Below are 17482 nucleotides of genomic sequence, written 5' to 3'. Positions count from 1 at the left end.
CCGCGGTTCCACGGGCGTCATGGGTACGTCGGGTAGCAGATGAACGGTCAGGACTTGTGCGGCGTGGCCGCGTACACGGTGAAGATCCCGAGCGCTGCCCCGAGGGCTGCGCCGGCGAACACCATGAACGAGGTCCCCCACCAGCGATCCAGTCCGAAGCCGATGGCTCCGTAGACCACGATCCCTCCGACGATCCGGCTGATCGCCTGGCTCAGGCTGCGTCGAGGACGTCGGGAGGATTCGCTCATTGCCAACGGAACGGTAGCATGCCCGGCTCACGACTCGACCCCCAGGTCGTACAGCGGCTGGCGGCTCGTCACGGCGGCAACGACGAACAGTGCGGTGCTCACGAGAGCACCCACGAGAAGGGTGATCCCGAGGGCTCCGCCGTGCACGACATCGCCGAGCGCACCCGACTGCGTGAGCACGAGAGCGAGGGCGGCAACGAAGAGCACGTTGGTCGAGTAGAGCAGGAGCGCGATGAGGAGCGACGCGCCGTTCGCCGGCTTGGCGAGGACCTTGAGAGCGACGGCGGTGAACCCGAGCAGGAACGCGACGAGCGCGACCCCGATCAAGGACCCGACGACACCTGGCCCACCGGCCGCGAGCGCACTGCCGGCCATGCACGACACTGCCGCCGCGAGAACGACCCCACCGAGCACGCGGGTCACGCGTACGGGGCGTCGGGTCGAGCTCTGGGTGGTCGTCATGGGGGCGGCCGTCCAAACGTGCGGGTGGGTGTTTGTGAAAACTAGCACAAGCGCTTCACGGGCCCCAAACCCGGGGCCTTCTCAGGCTCGGCCCGTACGCCCGACCCGGGGCAGCCAGAACACCACGAACGCCGTCACGACCACCATCACCACCACCCCTGCGCTCGCCCGCCAGCCGCCGACGAGGCCTAGCGCGACAGCGCCGAAGGCGACCACGCCGGCGATCATGTACATCGCGAGCACGGCCCGCCGGTGGGAGTGGCCGATCTCGAGCAGCCGGTGGTGCAGGTGCAGCTTGTCGGGCGCGAACGGCGAGCGCCCCGCGCGGGTCCGGCGCACGACCGCCATCAGCAGGTCGACGAACGGCACGAGCAGCACCGCGAACGGCAGCAACAGCGGCAGCAGGGCGGGGACCAGCGACGCCTGCGCGCCGCCGAGGCCTTGGATCGCCTCGGCCGCCGAGAACCGCCCCGACAGCGAGACGGCCGAGCAGGCCAGCACGAAGCCGATGAGCATCGCTCCGGCGTCGCCGATGAACATCCGCGCCGGGTTGAAGTTGTGCGGCAAGATCCCCACGCACACGCCCGCGAGCGCGGCACACAGCATCGCGGCCGCGATGGCGTTGGTCTGCCGGTTCTCGGCGACCAGGACGAAGGCGAAGATGAAGAACGCGACCGCGCCGATCCCGACCACTCCCGCTGCCAGCCCGTCCAGACCGTCGACGAAGTTGACCGCGTTGACGCAGATCACGATCGTCAGGACGGAGAAGAGGATCGACTGCAGCGGGTCGATCGCCCAGGTGTTGCCGGGCAGCGGGAGGTAGACGAGCTGCACGCCCATGGAGACGGTGATCACCGCCGCCAGGAGCTGTCCGGCGAACTTCGTGAGCGCGTCGAGCTCGTACACGTCGTCGATGACCCCGACCAGCGTGATCACCGTCGCCCCGACCATGACGGCGCCCGCGTCCGCGAGGACCGCGTCCTCCGAGCTGGACAAGAACGGCATCCGCGCCGCGACGAGATAGGCCGCCAGCAGGCCGAACAGCATCGCCACGCCGCCGAAGTAGGGGATGGGCACCGCGTGGACGTCGCGGTCGCGCACGCGCGCGTACGCCCCGACCTTCATCGCACCCTCCCGTGCCAGCACGGCGAGCAGATAGGTCACCGCCACAGCGACCAGGAAGACGACGAGATACTCGCGCATGGCTCAGGCGACCTCGAGCCCCAGCTCGGCCAACCGCTCGGCGGTGACGGCGCCGGGACGGACGATCCGCGGGCGCTCCCCCGTACAGTCCACGATCGTCGACGGGACGCCGCTGCCCGAGGGCCCGCCGTCCAGATAGACCGCGACCGAGTCGCCGAGCTGCTCCTCGGCCTCGACGACCGTCGTCGCGGCAGGGTGGCCGGTGAGGTTCGCGCTCGAGACCGCGAGTGGGCCGGTGCGCTGAAGCAGGGCGAGCGTGGTGGCATCATCTGGCATCCGGACAGCGACCGTGCCCCGGGTCTCGCCCAGGTCCCAGGCGAGAGAGTCCTGCTGGTGGCAGATGACCGTCAACGGCCCCGGCCAGAGCGCCTCGACCATCGTGTAGACGTACGGCTCGACGCCCGTCGCCAAGGCGTCCAGCGTCATCGTCGACCCCACGAGGACCGGTGGCGGCATGTGCCGTCCACGACCCTTCGCCGCCAGGAGCGCGGCGACGGCGTCGGCGTCGAACGCGTCCGCTGCGATGCCGTACACCGTGTCGGTCGGCGTCACGACCAACTTCTGGCTCTGGAGGGCCGCCTTGGCGGCCTCCAGGCCTGCCTCACGCTCATCGTCGTCACCGACGCAAGAGAACCGTTCGCTCACAAGGGCCATGGTGCCAGTCCGCCTCCCACGCTCGTCTGCGCCCTCGCCTGGGAGGCCGTGTCAGCGCCGGACGCGCCGCGCGGTCACGAACCGCGGCCGGCCGGCCAGGTCCGTACGGTCCTGCATGTCGACGAACCCGCCGTGCGCGACGAACACCGCCGGAGCAGACTCCCCCTGCACGTCGGCGTGCTCCGCGCCGACCATCGCGCCGTCACGCAGCAGGCGCGCGGCGGTCGCGGCGACGTCGCGCATCGCGTCCAACCCGTCCTCGCCGGACCAGAGCGCCAGCGCGGGGTCGTGGTCGCGCGCCTCCACGGCCACCGACTCCCACGCGGTCAGCGGGATGTACGGAGGGTTGGCGAGCACGAGGTCCACCGTGCCGTCGAGGTCGGCGAACGCGTCGGCCAGGTCGCCGTGCCGCAGGTCGACCTCCAGCCCGGCCAGGTTGCGCTCGGCGTACGCGAACGCGTCGTCGCTGAGCTCCACCGCATGCACGCGGGCGTGAGGGCGCTCGGACGCCACTGCCCCCGCGATCGCGCCCGATCCCGTACCGAGGTCGACCACGACGGGGTGCTTGGCCTCGACGCCGTCGAGGACGGTGAGCCCCCACTCGACCAGGGACTCGGTCTCGGGCCGCGGGACGAACACGCCAGGCCCGACCGCGAGGTCGCGGTAGCGGAACGCCGCCGTGGTGGTGAGGTGCTGGAGCGGCTCACGCGTGGCGCGCCGGGCGACGAGGACCTCGTACGCGCTCGCCTGAGCGCCGTCGAGGTCGTCGACCAGCAGCAGGCCCGCCCGCCCCGTGCCGAGGACATGCGCGAGCAGCAGCTCCGCGTCGTTGCGCGGCGAGGCCACTCCCGCCTCTGCGAGCTGGCGGGTGGCGTCGGCGAGCAAGGCTCGCAGGTCTGTCACCGACCGGCCTCGACCGACGCGAGGCGCGCCGCGAGATCGGCCTCGACGCAGGCGTTCACAACGTCGTCGAGGGCGCCGTCCATCACCTGGTCGAGGTTGTACGCCTTGAACCCGACGCGGTGGTCGGAGATGCGGTTCTCGGGGAAGTTGTACGTACGGATCCGCTCAGAGCGGTCAACCGTACGGACCTGCGAGCGCCGCGCGTCCGACGCCTCGGCGTCCGCCGCGTCCTGCGCGGCCTGCAGCAGCCGTGAGCGCAGGATGCGCAGCGCCTGCTCCTTGTTCTGGAGCTGGCTCTTCTCGTTCTGACAGCTCACGACGATGCCGGTCGGCAGGTGGGTGATGCGCACCGCGGAGTCGGTGGTGTTGACGCTCTGTCCGCCAGGACCGGATGACCGGAACACGTCGATCCGCAGGTCGTTGTCGTTGACCTCGACGTCGACGGACTCGGCCTCGGGGAACACCATGACGCCCGCTGCGGAGGTGTGGACGCGCCCTTGCGACTCGGTCACAGGGACCCGCTGGACACGGTGCACGCCACCCTCGAACTTCAGCTTGGCGTACGGGGCCTCCCCCGGCTCCAGGGTGCCCTTCGCCTTGACGCCGACCGTCACGGACTTGTAGCCGCCCAGGTCGGAGGCGTTCTCATCGATGAGCTCGGTCTTCCAGCCTCGGGACTCCGCCCAACGCAGGTACATCCGGAGCAGGTCGCCGGCGAAGAGGGCGGACTCCTCACCGCCCTCCCCCGCCTTGATCTCGAGGATCGCGTCCTTGGAGTCGGCGGGGTCGCGCGGGACGAGCAGGTGCTCGAGGCGCTCGGCGAGCTCATGCTCGCGGACGGTCAGGGTCTCGACCTCCGCAGCGAAGCCAGGATCCTCGTCAGCGAGCTCGCGAGCAGCCTCGACGTCGTCGACGACCCGCTGCCACTCGCGGAAGGTGCGGACGATGCCGCTGAGCTCGGCGTAGCGCTGGCCCAGCCGCTTCGCCTTCGCGGGGTCGCTGTGGACCGAGGGGTCGGCCATCTGGGTCTCGAGGTCGGAGTGCTCGCGTACGAGCGTCTCCACCGCGTCGAACCTGCTCATCGGCTCCTCCTCGTTCGCGGGTCCACCCGATCGGGACCCGGCACGACAACGGCGCCGGCACACGCATCGAGCGTGGCCGGCGCCGTGACGTCGTTACTTCTTGCCGTAGCGCTTCTCGAAGCGAGCGACGCGGCCGCCCGTGTCCAGGATGCGCTGCTTGCCCGTGTAGAACGGGTGGCAGGCGGCGCAGGTCTCGACGCGGATGACGCCGTCGGTCGCGGTGCTGCGCGTGGTGAACGTGTTGCCACAGGTGCACGAGACCTCGGTCGACACGTACGTGGGGTGAATGTCCTTCTTCATGTTGTCCTCTCGCTCGACTCTGGGTCGGCCCGCCGGTCGGGCCGTGAACCAGTGCCTCAGGCATTGTGCCACCGTCGCTCCGTGAAACACGAATCGCGGGTGGAGCATTCCCGCGCTCGCTCACGCAGGCGTGACGCGGCTCACGAGATCATGGACCCGGTCACCAGCAGGATCGAGATCGCGATCATCGCCACCGCCGCCGTCAGGAAGACCGCGAGCTCCGAGATCGCGACGCCCTTGTTGGCCTCGGTAAGCGCGAACAGCACCGAGGCCGCGGCGAGTGCGTTGAGCAGCACCACCGCGACCAGCAGTGGACTCACCGCAGGAGCTTCTCGATGTCGTCGGCGATGTCCTCGGGCTTGGTCGTGGGCGCGTAGCGGTCCACGACGTCGCCGTCGGAGTTGATCAGGAACTTGGTGAAGTTCCACTTGATCCGGTCACCGAGAACGCCCGACTTCTGGTCGCGCAGCCACTTGTAGAGCGGGTGCGCGTCCGGGCCGTTGACGTCGACCTTGGAGAACATCGGGAACGTGACGTCGTACGTCAGGGAGCAGAACTCCTTGATCTCGGCCTCGTCGCCCGGCTCCTGGTTGCGGAACTGGTCGCACGGGAAGCCGAGGACGACGAGCCCCTCGTCCTGGTACTTGCGATAGAGCTCCTCCAACCCCTCGTACTGCGGGGTGAAGCCGCACTTGCTGGCGGTGTTGACGACGAGGACGGCTTTGCCGCGGTACTCGTCGAGCCCTCGCTCCGTCCCGTCGATGTCGACGGCCCGGAACTCGTACGCGTTCGTCATCAGTCGTCGTCCCCGCCGCCGCGGCGGCCCGTCGACGGGGTGCTCTGGTTGATCTGCATCAGGAACTCGACGTTGCTCTTGGTGCTCTTGAGCTTGTCGATCATCAGCTCGAGGGCCTGCTGGCCGTCGAGGGCCGAGAGGACGCGGCGCAGCTTCCAGACGATCGCGAGCTCTTCGCGGCTCATCAGGAGCTCCTCGCGGCGGGTGCCCGAGGCCTCGACGTCGATCGCCGGGAAGATGCGCTTGTCCGCGAACTCGCGGCGCAGACGCAGCTCCATGTTGCCGGTGCCCTTGAACTCCTCGAAGATCACCTCGTCCATCCGCGAGCCGGTCTCGACGAGCGCGGTGGCGAGGATCGTCAGCGAGCCACCGTCCTCGATGTTGCGGGCCGCGCCGAAGAACTTCTTGGGCGGGTAGAGCGCCGAGGAGTCGACACCGCCGGACAGGATGCGGCCGCTGGCGGGGGCCGCCAGGTTGTAGGCGCGGCCGAGGCGCGTGATGCCGTCGAGGAGGACGACCACGTCGTGGCCGAGCTCGACCAGCCGCTTCGCGCGCTCGATCGCCAGCTCGGCGACCGTGGTGTGGTCGGTGGCCGGACGGTCGAAGGTCGAGGCGATGACCTCGCCCTTGACGGTGCGCTGGAAGTCGGTGACCTCCTCCGGACGCTCGTCGACGAGGACGACCATCAGGTGGCACTCAGGGTTGTTGGTCGTGATCGCGTTGGCGATCTGCTGCATGATCATCGTCTTGCCGGCCTTGGGAGGCGAGACGATCAGGCCGCGCTGGCCCTTGCCGATCGGCGACACGATGTCGATGATGCGGCCGGACAGCTGGGCCGGGTCGATCTCGAGGCGCAGACGCTCAGAGGGGTACAGCGGCGTCAGCTTGGAGAACTCAACGCGCTGCTTGGCCTCGTCGATCGTCATGCCGTTGACCGACTCGATCTTGACGAGCGGGTTGAACTTCTCCTTGCGCTCGCCGTCGCGGGGCTGGCGCACCTGGCCGACGATCGCGTCGCCCTTGCGAAGGCCCCACTTGCGGACCATCGACAGGGAGACGTAGACGTCGTTCTCGCCGGGGAGGTAGCCGCTCGTCCGGACGAAGGCGTAGTTGTCGAGCACGTCGAGGATGCCGGCGGCCGGGATGAGGACGTCGTCCTCGTTCACCATCGGCTCGACCTCGCGCCCGGTGCGCTCCGGGCGGTCACGGTTGCGGTTGCGGTTGCGGTTGCGGTTGCGACGACGGCCGCCGCTCTCGCCGTCGCGGTCGCGGTCGCCACGGTTGTCGCTCTCGGCGTCGTTCTTCTGATCTCCCCGATCGCCACGATCGCTACGGTCGCGGCCGTCCCGGATGTCGCGGTTGTTGCGCTCGGCACGGTCACGGTTGTCCTCACGCGACTTGTCCTCGCGCGGCTTCTCGTCACGCGACTTCTCCTCGCGCGGCTTCTCGTCACGCGGCATCTCGTCACGCGACTTGTCCTCGCGCGCCTTCTCGTCACGCGACTTGTCCTCGCGCGGCTTCTCGTCACGCGGCTTGTCACCACGGTCGCGAGCCTTCTCGCCACGGTCGTCGTTGCGCTTCTCCTTGCGGGGCTTGTCCTGCCGCGCGGGAGCGTCGTTGCGCTTCTCGTCGCGGGGCTTGTCCTGCTTCGCGGGAGCTTCGTTGCGGGGCTTGTCGGCGACCGGGGCCGACGACGCCTGGGGGGTGCTGGTCTGCGCGGCGGGCGCGGGGGCGGACGAGCCGCCGCCCTGCGCGGCCTGGATGGCCTCGATGAGGGCACCCTTGCGCATCTTGCCGAAGCCCTTGATACCGAGGCCGGAGGCGATCTGCTGCAGCTCAGGCAGCACCATCGCGTTGAGTCCCGTGCCGCTGCGACGGCGCGGGGCCTTCGCGGGTGCGGACTCGGTGGAGCGCTCGCCGGATTCGTCGAGCAGAGTGGGTGTTTCGGTCACGTGAGGTCCTTCCCACGTCAGGCGACGCGCGGGCGCCGCTCGTTGTCAGCGGTTCGTACGATGTCGCGAACCGCCAAGCCCGACCGCATACAGTGCGAACGGACGAAGCATTGCGATTTCCGCCGCGGGTCCTGGAACTTCTGAGCGCGTACACGACTCAGGAGGATGCGGGGAAGAGACGGGATCGAGAGGGGTTCGATCGATCGGACCCTCTCGGATCACCTGTCAGCGACTCTAACACCCCCGTCGGACCACCTGTTCCCCGCTGGTGCCGCGAGTCATACAATCGTGACCTTTCGACGTTCAGCACAGACCTTCTGCCCCCCGACCCTCCCATCGGTGACTCACCGTCCACGCGCCCGCGCGCCATGGACGCCCAGGCACCGACGGAGGGAACGGGCGTACGGGCGACTCAGACCTGGCGCGCCCCGGCACGGTCGACCGGCAGCGAAAGCACGGCCCAGCCCCCGGGCGCGCGGCCGACCAGCGGGGCCGCGTCGAACGCATCGGTCGCGAACGCGAGCACCGTCGGGCCGGCGCCGGAGATGATCGCCGGGATACCGTCAGCGCGCAGCGCCTCGACCAGCGCGTACGAGGCGGGCATCGCCGGCGCGCGGTACGCCTGGTGCAAGGCATCCTCGGTGGCGTCGAAGAGCAGCTCGGGACGGCCATCGAGCGCGGCGACGAGCAGGGCGGCACGGCCGGCGTTGAGCGCGGCGTCGGCGTGCGGGACATGCGCGGGCAGGAGTCCGCGCGCGACCTCTGTGCTGACCCCGTCCTCAGGCACGTACACGACGACCTCCGCCTCGACGTCGAGGCGGACCGCCCGAGCCTCGACGCCGTCCATCCAGGCGATCGTCAGCCCGCCGAGCAGCGCGGCGGCGACGTTGTCGGGGTGGCCTTCCAGGCGCGTCGCAAGGCGCAGAGCCGCGGCGTCGTCGAACCGAGCCTCGCCGAGCGGCGCGATCGAGGCGGACCCGGACAGCAGTGCCCGCGCGACCGTGATCCCACCGACGATCGCCGCCGAGCTCGAGCCGAGCCCACGGGCGTGCGGGATCCGGTTGACGCAGTGCACGCGCAGCCCGGGCTGGGTCATCCCCAGCTCGTCGAAGACCGCACGCAAGGAGCGGACGACCAGGTGCGACTCGTCGCGCGGGACGTCGGCCGCGCCGACACCGTCCACGGTGACGGTCAGCCCGCCGTCGTCGACGACCTCCGCCGTCACCTCGTCGTACAGGCTGAGTCCGAGGCCGAGCGCGTCATAACCGGGCCCGAGGTTGGCCGACGACGCAGGCGTACGGACGGTGACCGGGCCCTCGACGAACGGGCTCATGCCAGGCCGGCGAGCTCGGCCGCCTTGCGGACGTCCGCATCGACGACGTGGTCTGCGATCGCACCGAGGTGCTGAAGTGGCGTGTCGATGTCCTTGAGGCCGTTGCCGGTGACGACGACCGCGATGGTGGCGCCCGTCGGCACCTCGCCTGCGGCGTGCGCCTTCACCAGCCCGGCGACTCCCGCGGCCGAGGCCGGCTCGACGAAGACGCCGTCGCGCCGCGCGAGCTCGCGCTGGGCGTCGAGGATCTCCTGGTCCGACACGGCGCTGATGCGGCCGCCGGAGGTGTCGCGCGCCTCGACCGCGAGGTGCCACGACGCCGGGTTGCCGATGCGGATGGCGCTGGCAACGGTCTCCGGGTCCGGCACGGGCGAGCCCGTGACGAGCGGGGCGGCGCCCTCGGCCTGGAAGCCCCACATCCTCGGGGTACGGGTGGCGAGGTCGGCCTCGGCGTACTCGCGGTAGCCCAACCAGTACGCCGAGATGTTGCCCGCGTTGCCGACCGGCATCACGTGCACGTCCGGGGCGTCACCGAAGACGTCGACGACCTCGAACGCGCCCGTCTTCTGGCCCTGGAGCCGGACGGGGTTGACGGAGTTGACGAGCGCAACGGGGTACGAGTCGGCGAGGCCGCGCGCGATGTCGAGGCAGTCGTCGAAGTTGCCGCGCACCTGCACGACGAGTGAGTCGAACATCAACGCCTGCGCCATCTTGCCGGCCGCGATCTTGCCCTGCGGCACGAGCACGATCGGCCGCAGCCCCGCCCGGACCGCGTACGCCGCCATCGAGGCCGAGGTGTTGCCGGTGGACGCACAGACGACGGCCTCGGCGCCCTCGGCCAGGGCGACGGTGATCGCCGCCGTCATGCCCCGGTCCTTGAACGACCCGGTCGGGTTGCTGCCCTCGACCTTCAGCCGGACGTCGCTCCCGGTGAGCTCCGACAGCCAACCGGACCGGACGAGCGGCGTGCCGCCCTCCCCCAGCGACACGGCGGGCGTGTCACCGACCATGGGGAGCCAGTCACGGTACTCGTCGATCACGCCGCGCCACGGGCGGGCGCCATGCAGCTGGGTCACAGTCCTTCTCCTTCGACCCGCATGACCGACGAGACGTCGCGGACCATCGGGAGGTCGCGCAGCTGCCGGACGGTGCGCGAGAGCGCCGCGTCGGATGCGGTGTGGGTGATGACGACGAGCTGGGCGTCGTCGCCGTGGCCTTCCTGGCGGACGGCCGAGATCGAGACCTCGTTCTCCGCGAACGCCAGCGCGACCGACGCGAGCACGCCGGCCTTGTCGTCCACGTCGAGGGCGATGTGGTAGCGGGTACGGGCGTCGCCGATGCCGAGCACCTCGCGCCGGGCGTGCGTCCGCTCGGGCGGGCCGCTGACGCCGAGCAGACGGTTGCGGGCAACGCTGACCACGTCTCCGAGGACAGCGCTCGCCGTGGGCGCGCCACCGGCACCGGGTCCGTAGAACATCAGCTGACCGGCCGACTCGCTCTCCACGAAGACGGCGTTGTAGGCGCCGCGGACGCTCGCGAGCGGGTGGTCCTTGGGGATCATCACGGGGTGGACACGCGCCGCGACAGAGGAGCCGTCCGCGCTCTGGTCGCAGATCGCGAGGAGCTTGACCACGCAGCCCATGTCGTCGGCGGAGCGGATGTCGGCCGCGGTCACCTCGGTGATGCCCTCACGGTGGACGTCCTCGATGGTCACCCGTGTGTGGAACGCCAGGCTTGCGAGGATCGCCGCCTTGGCCGCCGCGTCGAAGCCCTCGACATCGGCGGTCGGGTCGGCCTCGGCGAAGCCGAGCCGCTGCGCCTCCTCGAGGGCCTCGTCGAAGCCCTGGCCGGTGGTGGTCATGGCGTCGAGGATGAAGTTGGTGGTGCCGTTGACGATCCCCAGCACACGGCGTACGTGGTCACCGACCAGCGACTCGCGCAGCGGGCGCACGATCGGGATCGCCCCGGCGACGGCTGCCTCGTAGTAGAGGTCGCGGCCGGCCTTCTCGGCCGCCGCGAAGAGCGTCTCGCCGTCCTCGGCGAGCAGCGCCTTGTTGCCGGTGACGACCGAAGCACCGGCGTCGAGCGCGGCGAGGACCAGCGAGCGCGCGGGCTCGATGCCGCCGATCAGCTCGATCACGACGTCGACGTCGCCGCGGGTCACCAAGCCCATCGCGTCGGTGGTGAGCAGCGCCGGGTCGAAGGACGTCTCACGGTCGGCCCGGGCACGGTGGACCGCCACGCCGACCAGCTCGAACCGCGCGCCGACACGCTGGGCCAGCTCGTCGGCGTCGCGCGTGAGAAGCCGCGCCACCTCGCTGCCGACGGCGCCGTGGCCGAGCAGGGCGACGCGGAGCGTCCGGGTCTCGTGCTGGGTGGAGGTCACCGGTCCAGCCTAGTCGTCACGTCGGCGGTCAGGTCAGCGTGTTCGGAGGTCGGGCAGGCGGCAGAACGCGCCCGTCAGCCGACGTCGAGCCGCAGGAGGTCGTCCTCGGTCTCGCGCCGGACGATCAGCAGCGCCTCGCCCGCCCTCACCGCCACGACCGCAGGCCGCGGGACGTGGTTGTAGTTGGACGCCAGCGAGCGGCAGTACGCCCCTGTCCCTGGAACGGCGACCAGGTCGCCCGGCCCGATGTCGGACGGCAGGAACTCGTCCTTGACCACGATGTCGCCGGACTCGCAGTGCTTGCCGACGATCCGGCTCAGCACCGCGTCGGCCGACGACGCCCGCGACGCGAGGGTGCAGGAGTAGTCGGCGTCGTACAGGGCCGTACGGACGTTGTCGCTCATCCCGCCGTCCACGGCGACATAGCGACGGGTCGCGCCACCGTCGAGCGCGACGTCCTTGGTGGTGCCGACCTCGTACAGGGTGAACGTCGAGGGCCCGGAGATCGCGCGACCGGGCTCGATCGACAGGCGCGGCACCTCGATCCCCAGGCCGCGGCACTCGCGCTCGACGATCTCGCGCATGCCGTCGGCGAGCTGCTGCGGCGTCGCCGGGTCGTCCTGGGTCGTGTACGCGATGCCGTACCCGCCTCCCAGGTCGAGCTCCGGGGCGGCGTAGCCGAGCTCCTCGGCGATCCGGGCGTGCAGGGTCACGACCCGGTGGGCCGCCACCTCGAACCCCGACGTGTCGAAGATCTGCGAGCCGATGTGCGAGTGCAGCCCGAGGAGGTGGAGCGACGGCTGAGCCAGCACCCGGCGTACGGCCTCGAAGGCATCGCCCTCGGTGATCGAGAGGCCGAACTTCTGATCCTCGTGCGCGGTCGCGATGTATTCGTGGGTGTGGGCCTCGACGCCAGCGGTCACGCGCACCATCACGTGTGCGGTCACCCCGAGCTCGTCGGCGACGGCGGCGACCCTCTCGACCTCGACGTACGAGTCGACGATGATCTTGCCGACTCCCGCCTCGAGGGCGCGGCGGATCTCGGAGACGCTCTTGTTGTTGCCGTGCAGGCCCAGGTTGGCTGCCGGGACACCGGCCCGCAGCGCGACGGCCAGCTCGCCGCCGGTGCAGACGTCCATCCGCAGGCCCTCCTCGGTGATCCAGCGAGCCACCGCCGTGCATAAGAAGGCCTTGGCGGCGTAGTAGACGTCCCAGCCGTCGAAGGCGTCGCGGAACGCCCGTGCGCGAGCGCGCAGGTCGTCCTCGTCGACGACGTAGAGCGGCGTGCCGAACTCGGCCGCGAGCGCGGTGGCGCAGACGCCCGCGACCTCGAGCTCCCCGTCGTCACGTCGGGCGACGTGGGCCGACCAGAGGTGCTCGACCAGGGCGTTGGTGTCCTCAGGCTCGCGGAGCCATGCGGGTCCGCGGCTGCCGGCCTGCCCGTGGAGGGCGCCGGCCTCGTGCGCGCGCACGGGTCACATCCGCTCGGGCGCCGAGACGCCGAGCAGCTCGAGCCCGTTGGCGAGCACCGTACGGCTGGCGTCGACGAGGACGAGGCGCGCGGCGTGGATCGGCCCGGGCTCCTCGTCTCCTTGCGGGAGCACCCGGCACACGTCGTAGAACTTGTGGAATGCCGAGGCGGTGTCCTCGAGGTAGCGGGCGACGCGGTGCGGCTCGTGCAGCTCGGCAGCCCGCGCGACGACCCGCGGGAACTCCGCGAGGGCCCGCAGCAGGTCGCCCTCGCGCGAGGTCGACAGGAGCGAGAGGTCGGCCGCGTCGGGCGCCGGGGCGAGCCCGAGGTCGCTGGCGTTGCGCAGGATGCTCGACAGCCGCGCGTGGGCGTACTGGACGTAGTAGACAGGGTTCTCGGCGCTCTGGCGCGTCACCTCGGCGACGTCGATCGTCAGCGGCGAGTCGACCGGGTGGCGCGCGAGCGTGTAGCGCAGGGCGTCGACGCCGATGAGGTCAACGAGCTCGGTGAGGGTCACGAGCGTGCCCGCCCGCTTGGAGAGCTTGAGCTCCTCTCCGTCGGCCAGGATCTTCACGAGCTGGCCGATGAGCACCTGCAGGTTGTACGAAGGGTCGTCGCCCGCGCACGCCGCCATCGCCTGGAGCCGGCCGACGTAGCCGTGGTGGTCGGCGCCGAGGAGATAGAGGCACTGCTCGAAGCCGCGGGCGCGCTTGTCGAGGTAGTAGGCGGTGTCCGACGCGAAGTAGGTCATGTCGCCGTTGGAGCGGATCAGGACGCGGTCCTTGTCGTCACCGAAGTCGGTGGTCCGCATCCAGGTGGCACCGTCGGCCTCGTACAGGTGGCCTTCCTTGTCGATGACGCCGAGGGCGCGGTTGACCGCCCCGGATGCGACGAGTGTGCGCTCGGAGAACCAGAGGTCGAAGATCGTCCGGAACCGCGCGAGGTCGGCCTTCTGGTGGGCGAGCTGGAGCTCGTAGCCCTTCTCGCGGAACGCGACGAGCTGCTCGTCGGTCGGGAGATCACGGATGCCGGGGACGGCCTCGACGACCTCGGCGGCCAGGTCGGCGACGTACGCGCCGTGGTAGCCGTCCTCGGGGACGGCCTCGCCGTTGGCCACCGCCATGAGGGACGCGCCGAACTTGTCCATCTGGCTGCCGCGGTCGTTGACGTAGAACTCGGTCGAGACCCGTGCCCCCGCCGCCGTGAGCACCCGCGCGATCGCGTCGCCGACGACCGCCCAGCGGGTGTGGCCGAGATGCAGCGGACCAGTGGGGTTGGCAGAGATGAACTCGAGGTTGATCGCGCGGCCGGCGAGGACGTCGGAGCGCCCGTACGCACTCCCGGCGCGGACGACCTCGCCCGCGAGAACCCCCTGGGCGCCCGTGTCGACACGGACGTTGAGGAAGCCGGGGCCGGCAACCTCGACGGCTCCGACGCCGGCGGCCTGGGCGAGCTGCTCGGCGAGAGCGGTGGCGAGGTCGCGCGGGGCCATGCCCGCCTTCTTCCCGAGCTGCAGCGCCACGTTCGTCGCATAGTCGCCGTGGTCCTTGACCTTCGGTCGCTCGACGACCACGCGGGTCGGGACCTCGGGCAGGGAGACGGTCCCCGCCGCCACCAGGGCGTTCAGGGCGTCGACGATCGCGTCGGACAGCTGTTCGGGAGTCACCTACGAATCGTATCGAGGCCGGTCAACGACTTAACCCCGCCCGGCCTGCGGGCTCGCCGAGCCCTCGAGCACCTCGCGCACCGTCCGTACCAGCACAGCGGGGTCGAACGGCTTCGTGACGTACGCCTCCACACCGGCCTCCTGCCCACGCAACAGGTCGTGCGACTGCGCCTGCGTCGTCACCATCACGACCGGGATGTCGCGCGTGCTCGGCGACCGGCGTAGCGCGCGCACCGTCTCGAGCCCGTCCATACGGGGCATGACCACGTCGATCGTGACGACGTCCGGATGTGTGTCGACCACGACGTCGAGACACTCCAGGCCGTCTGCCGCCTCGAGGACGGTCCAGCCCTCCAGCTCGAAGTTGGTCCGGAGCAGCAGGCGGATGGAGTCGGTGTCGTCCACCACGAGGACGCGCGGCGGACGGCCGGACGGGAAGGGCATGTGCGCAACGGTACTTGGGGTGCGGTACCGTTGTCCGGCTCGTTCAGGAACGCGAGCGAGGCGGCGCCGAGAGGCGTTCGCCCCCGTAGCTCAGGGGATAGAGCACCGCCCTCCGGAGGCGGGAGCGTAGGTTCGAATCCTACCGGGGGCACCACTCAAGACGAGGGCCCCGACCTGTCACAGGTCGGGGCTTTTGCGTGCCGCGCTCACGAGTCTGCGGGGTTGCCGATTCCTTGCCGCAGCAGCCACGCGGCCGCGCCGAGCAGCGCCGCCGCGACAGCGAGATCGAGCAGCTGACCGCTCTTGATCCCTGCCCCCAGGACACCGAGGGCAAAGAGCGCAAGCAGTGCCGCGGCGACCAGCGCGGCCGGGCGCCGCCGTGGCGCGTGCGGGTCCCGCGGCTCGGACGACGTGCGTGTCGTCCAGCTCGCGCCGTCCCAGTAGCGGAAGAGCGCCTCGTCCTTCGGGTCGGGATACCAGCCGGCCCTCGGCGTTCCCCTGCTGCGCATGTGGCGAGGATCTCACCGCCGCGGCTCACGCGCCGTACCGGTAGAAGCCCTCCCCCGACGCGACGCCGAGCTTGCCCTCGTCGATGAAGCCCCTCTTGAGGATCTCGGCGAACTTCTGCTGCGTCGGGTCGTCCGAGGCCTTCGCGATGTTGTACGGGGTGACCATGCCGATGACGTCGAAGATCTGGAACGGGCCCATCGGGGCGCCGGTGGCGATCCGCCAGGTCTTGTCGATCGTCTCCACGTCGGCGACCCCGTTGACCCACAGCGCCGCGCCGGCATTGAGGAACGGGACGAGCAGCGAGTTCAGGACGTAGCCGGGCTGCTCCTTCTTGAGCGCGATCGGGACCATGTTGATGTCCTTCGCGAACTCCACGACCGCCGCGAACACCGCGGGATCGGTGTCCGCGGTCCCCATCACCTCGGCCGTGTTCTGGACCCACACGCGGTTGGCGAAGTGCAGCGCGAGGAAGCGGGCCGGGCGACCGGTGGCGTCCTTGAAGTCGCTCGGCAGCAAGGTCGAGGAGTTGGTCGCGAAGATCGCGCGCTCCGGCGCGGCCTCGCCGACCTTCTGCCAGGTGGACCGCTTGATCTCGAGGCTCTCCGGGACGGCCTCGATGACGAGGTCGGCGTCCGCGACCGCGTCGGCGAGGTCGGACGAGTACGTGATCCGTTCGAGAGCCGCGACAGCCCTGCCTCCTGCTGCGCCCTCGACCTCGGCCTCGTACGTCTTCGCCAGACCCTCGAACCGTGCTTTGCCGGCCTCGAGGGCAGCGTCGTCGATGTCGTACGCGGTCACGGCGAAGCCGGCGTACGCGGTGGCGTAGGCGATCTGGGACCCCAGGACCCCGGTCCCCAGCACGGTCACGCTTCTGATGTCGGTCATGACGTCGCTCCTTTCGAGCATCCGATCAGCATCGTGGTCACGGATGAGGCCGCTCCGCATTCCGGGAAACCCGCCCGAAGGCGGACCCGCGCACCCTTTCCCGTCGTACCCTGGACGGCATGAAGGCCCAGCGTGAGCACCGAGTCATGTCGTGGCTCGTGTGGCTCGCGGTCGCGGGCCTGGTCGGAGCCACCGTCGGACCCGTGATGATCCTCGTCCTCGTCGGTGCCTGCGCGTTCGGCCTGGGCGCCGAGGAGATCGGCTACCGCCGCCGTGCGCGGGTCTACTTCGCGCGCCTGCACCGCTCTGCGCTGCGTCGCCACGACACCGTCCTCGACCGCTGGATGGACATGCGCGAGGAGGCGGCGACCCGACCGTCCGCACGCCTCGTCGACGACGTGACCAAGAAGCCGACGGCCCAGTTCGTCTCCGTCGCCGCCGACGCCGTCGACGCGCGGTCGGCCGTACGCCCTGGGGACCACCCGAGCGTCGCCTCGTACGACGACGCCGTCCTCGCGCTCGAGCAGAGCTGGCGCCGCCTCGAACGCCGTGCACGCGGCGCGGACGCCCTCGACGACGCGCGACGCTGGGGCCTCGACCGGCTGCCGGACGGCGCCACCGCGGCGCTCGCCCCGCTGGTCCCGGTCGTCCAGGCGGCCGCACGCGCTGCGTGGAGCGCCGCCGAGAGCCGGTTCGGCTCCCGCGACCAGCAGCGCGCCTGAGCGCTCAGGCGCGTCCGCGACGACGCCCCGGCACCCCGTCGCCCCTCGCCGCCAGGACCGCCCCGAGCGCCGCCCCCGCGTGGCCGAGCGCCGCCACCCACACGCCGGTTCCCGCGATGACGTCGACCGTCACGCCGGTCAGCCCGAGGACGGCGAATCCCGCCCACGCGCCCACGAGCGCGACGACGACCCTCGGCGCGAGCGGACGCCCGGCCGTCGTGAGGGGCCGCACCACCACGCCGACCAGCAGTCCGATCAGCGACACCGAGACGAGCGGAAGGAGCATGCCCCCAGCCTGCACCGCGACCGAGGGCAGCGGGATCGGGGACCACCCTGAGCAGCCCCCCGTCGTCGCTGCCGAGGTGACGGACGACACCCCCTGGTCCCGTCGCTGGCGACCCTTCGTATGGGGTCTACCCTGGTACGCGTATGCCCTGACGGGCGTGGGAGACAACGGACAATCCG

The 17482-nt window shown here is 70.8% G+C and carries 20 protein-coding genes and 1 tRNA gene; 2 read left to right on the top strand and 19 right to left on the bottom strand.

Annotation, left to right across the window (positions count from 1 at the left end):
- Nucleotides 1-47: 47 nt before the first annotated feature.
- The 16 genes from H4N58_RS05920 to H4N58_RS05845 form a co-directional block, all read right to left on the bottom strand.
- A complete protein-coding gene (locus tag H4N58_RS05920; protein WP_167007520.1) occupies nucleotides 48-248 on the bottom strand; it encodes an AtpZ/AtpI family protein in 201 nt (66 codons plus the stop codon).
- Between the two features lie 27 nt (nucleotides 249-275).
- Nucleotides 276-710, bottom strand: a complete 435-nt coding sequence (locus tag H4N58_RS05915) for a hypothetical protein (RefSeq protein ID WP_167252009.1) — start codon at nucleotides 708-710, stop codon at nucleotides 276-278.
- Nucleotides 711-791: 81 nt separating this feature from the next.
- The gene (locus tag H4N58_RS05910) at nucleotides 792-1913 is read right to left on the bottom strand and encodes an MraY family glycosyltransferase (RefSeq protein WP_167007517.1); all 1122 of its coding nucleotides are present in this window, start codon (nucleotides 1911-1913) and stop codon (nucleotides 792-794) included.
- Nucleotides 1914-1916: 3 nt separating this feature from the next.
- Nucleotides 1917-2558: an L-threonylcarbamoyladenylate synthase gene (locus tag H4N58_RS05905; protein WP_243845183.1), complete on the bottom strand. Its 642-nt coding sequence runs from the start codon at nucleotides 2556-2558 to the stop codon at nucleotides 1917-1919.
- A gap of 60 nt (nucleotides 2559-2618) precedes the next feature.
- A complete protein-coding gene (gene prmC / locus H4N58_RS05900; protein ID WP_167252011.1) occupies nucleotides 2619-3470 on the bottom strand; it encodes a peptide chain release factor N(5)-glutamine methyltransferase in 852 nt (283 codons plus the stop codon).
- A complete protein-coding gene (gene prfA, locus H4N58_RS05895) occupies nucleotides 3467-4552 on the bottom strand; it encodes a peptide chain release factor 1 (protein ID WP_167252012.1) in 1086 nt (361 codons plus the stop codon). Before prfA ends, prmC begins: the two co-directional genes overlap by 4 nt.
- A gap of 93 nt (nucleotides 4553-4645) precedes the next feature.
- Nucleotides 4646-4852 carry a 50S ribosomal protein L31 gene (gene rpmE, locus H4N58_RS05890; RefSeq protein WP_039342141.1) on the bottom strand — a complete coding sequence of 69 codons (207 nt, stop codon included), beginning with the start codon at nucleotides 4850-4852 and terminating at the stop codon, nucleotides 4646-4648.
- Between the two features lie 140 nt (nucleotides 4853-4992).
- On the bottom strand, nucleotides 4993-5172 hold the full coding sequence (locus tag H4N58_RS05885) for a hypothetical protein (protein ID WP_167007506.1): 180 nt from the start codon (nucleotides 5170-5172) through the stop codon (nucleotides 4993-4995).
- Nucleotides 5169-5648 carry a glutathione peroxidase gene (locus H4N58_RS05880; protein ID WP_167007503.1) on the bottom strand — a complete coding sequence of 160 codons (480 nt, stop codon included), beginning with the start codon at nucleotides 5646-5648 and terminating at the stop codon, nucleotides 5169-5171. Before H4N58_RS05880 ends, H4N58_RS05885 begins: the two co-directional genes overlap by 4 nt.
- Entirely contained in the window at nucleotides 5648-7498 is a 1851-nt protein-coding gene (rho, locus tag H4N58_RS05875) for a transcription termination factor Rho (RefSeq protein WP_220471301.1), read from the bottom strand. Before rho ends, H4N58_RS05880 begins: the two co-directional genes overlap by 1 nt.
- Nucleotides 7499-8012: 514 nt before the next feature.
- The gene (gene thrB / locus H4N58_RS05870; protein ID WP_167252014.1) at nucleotides 8013-8933 is read right to left on the bottom strand and encodes a homoserine kinase; all 921 of its coding nucleotides are present in this window, start codon (nucleotides 8931-8933) and stop codon (nucleotides 8013-8015) included.
- Nucleotides 8930-10009: a threonine synthase gene (gene thrC, locus H4N58_RS05865; protein WP_255490698.1), complete on the bottom strand. Its 1080-nt coding sequence runs from the start codon at nucleotides 10007-10009 to the stop codon at nucleotides 8930-8932. The genes thrB and thrC overlap by 4 nt, the downstream gene beginning before the upstream one ends.
- Nucleotides 10006-11319: a homoserine dehydrogenase gene (locus H4N58_RS05860; RefSeq protein WP_167007498.1), complete on the bottom strand. Its 1314-nt coding sequence runs from the start codon at nucleotides 11317-11319 to the stop codon at nucleotides 10006-10008. The genes thrC and H4N58_RS05860 overlap by 4 nt, the downstream gene beginning before the upstream one ends.
- Before the next feature lie 74 nt (nucleotides 11320-11393).
- Complete coding sequence (gene lysA / locus H4N58_RS05855; RefSeq protein ID WP_167252015.1) at nucleotides 11394-12791, bottom strand: diaminopimelate decarboxylase; 1398 nt, start codon at nucleotides 12789-12791, stop codon at nucleotides 11394-11396.
- A 3-nt stretch (nucleotides 12792-12794) separates the two neighbouring features.
- The gene (argS, locus tag H4N58_RS05850; protein WP_167007493.1) at nucleotides 12795-14456 is read right to left on the bottom strand and encodes an arginine--tRNA ligase; all 1662 of its coding nucleotides are present in this window, start codon (nucleotides 14454-14456) and stop codon (nucleotides 12795-12797) included.
- Nucleotides 14457-14486: 30 nt separating this feature from the next.
- On the bottom strand, nucleotides 14487-14900 hold the full coding sequence (locus H4N58_RS05845) for a response regulator (RefSeq protein WP_167007490.1): 414 nt from the start codon (nucleotides 14898-14900) through the stop codon (nucleotides 14487-14489).
- A 79-nt stretch (nucleotides 14901-14979) separates the two neighbouring features.
- Between H4N58_RS05845 and H4N58_RS05840 the strand changes: the two genes are divergently transcribed.
- Nucleotides 14980-15054, top strand: a tRNA-Arg gene (locus H4N58_RS05840).
- Between the two features lie 52 nt (nucleotides 15055-15106).
- On the opposite strand, the gene H4N58_RS05835 is transcribed toward H4N58_RS05840, so the two are convergent.
- Both H4N58_RS05835 and H4N58_RS05830 read right to left on the bottom strand, forming a co-directional pair.
- Nucleotides 15107-15409: a DUF2510 domain-containing protein gene (locus tag H4N58_RS05835; RefSeq protein ID WP_167007488.1), complete on the bottom strand. Its 303-nt coding sequence runs from the start codon at nucleotides 15407-15409 to the stop codon at nucleotides 15107-15109.
- Between the two features lie 25 nt (nucleotides 15410-15434).
- A complete protein-coding gene (locus H4N58_RS05830; RefSeq protein ID WP_167252016.1) occupies nucleotides 15435-16295 on the bottom strand; it encodes a 3-hydroxyacyl-CoA dehydrogenase in 861 nt (286 codons plus the stop codon).
- 119 nt (nucleotides 16296-16414) lie between these two features.
- On the opposite strand from H4N58_RS05830, the gene H4N58_RS05825 reads away from it, so the two are divergent.
- Nucleotides 16415-17017, top strand: coding sequence for a hypothetical protein (locus tag H4N58_RS05825; protein ID WP_167007483.1), 603 nt, complete (start codon nucleotides 16415-16417; stop codon nucleotides 17015-17017).
- A 4-nt stretch (nucleotides 17018-17021) separates the two neighbouring features.
- Here the strand turns inward: H4N58_RS05825 and H4N58_RS05820 are convergent, their stop codons facing one another.
- Complete coding sequence (locus H4N58_RS05820; protein ID WP_167007480.1) at nucleotides 17022-17303, bottom strand: hypothetical protein; 282 nt, start codon at nucleotides 17301-17303, stop codon at nucleotides 17022-17024.
- Nucleotides 17304-17482 lie beyond the last annotated feature (179 nt).

Source organism: Mumia sp. ZJ1417 (genome assembly GCF_014127285.1).
Classification (GTDB): domain Bacteria; phylum Actinomycetota; class Actinomycetes; order Propionibacteriales; family Nocardioidaceae; genus Mumia.
This window is presented reverse-complemented; position numbering and strand designations above follow the sequence as displayed.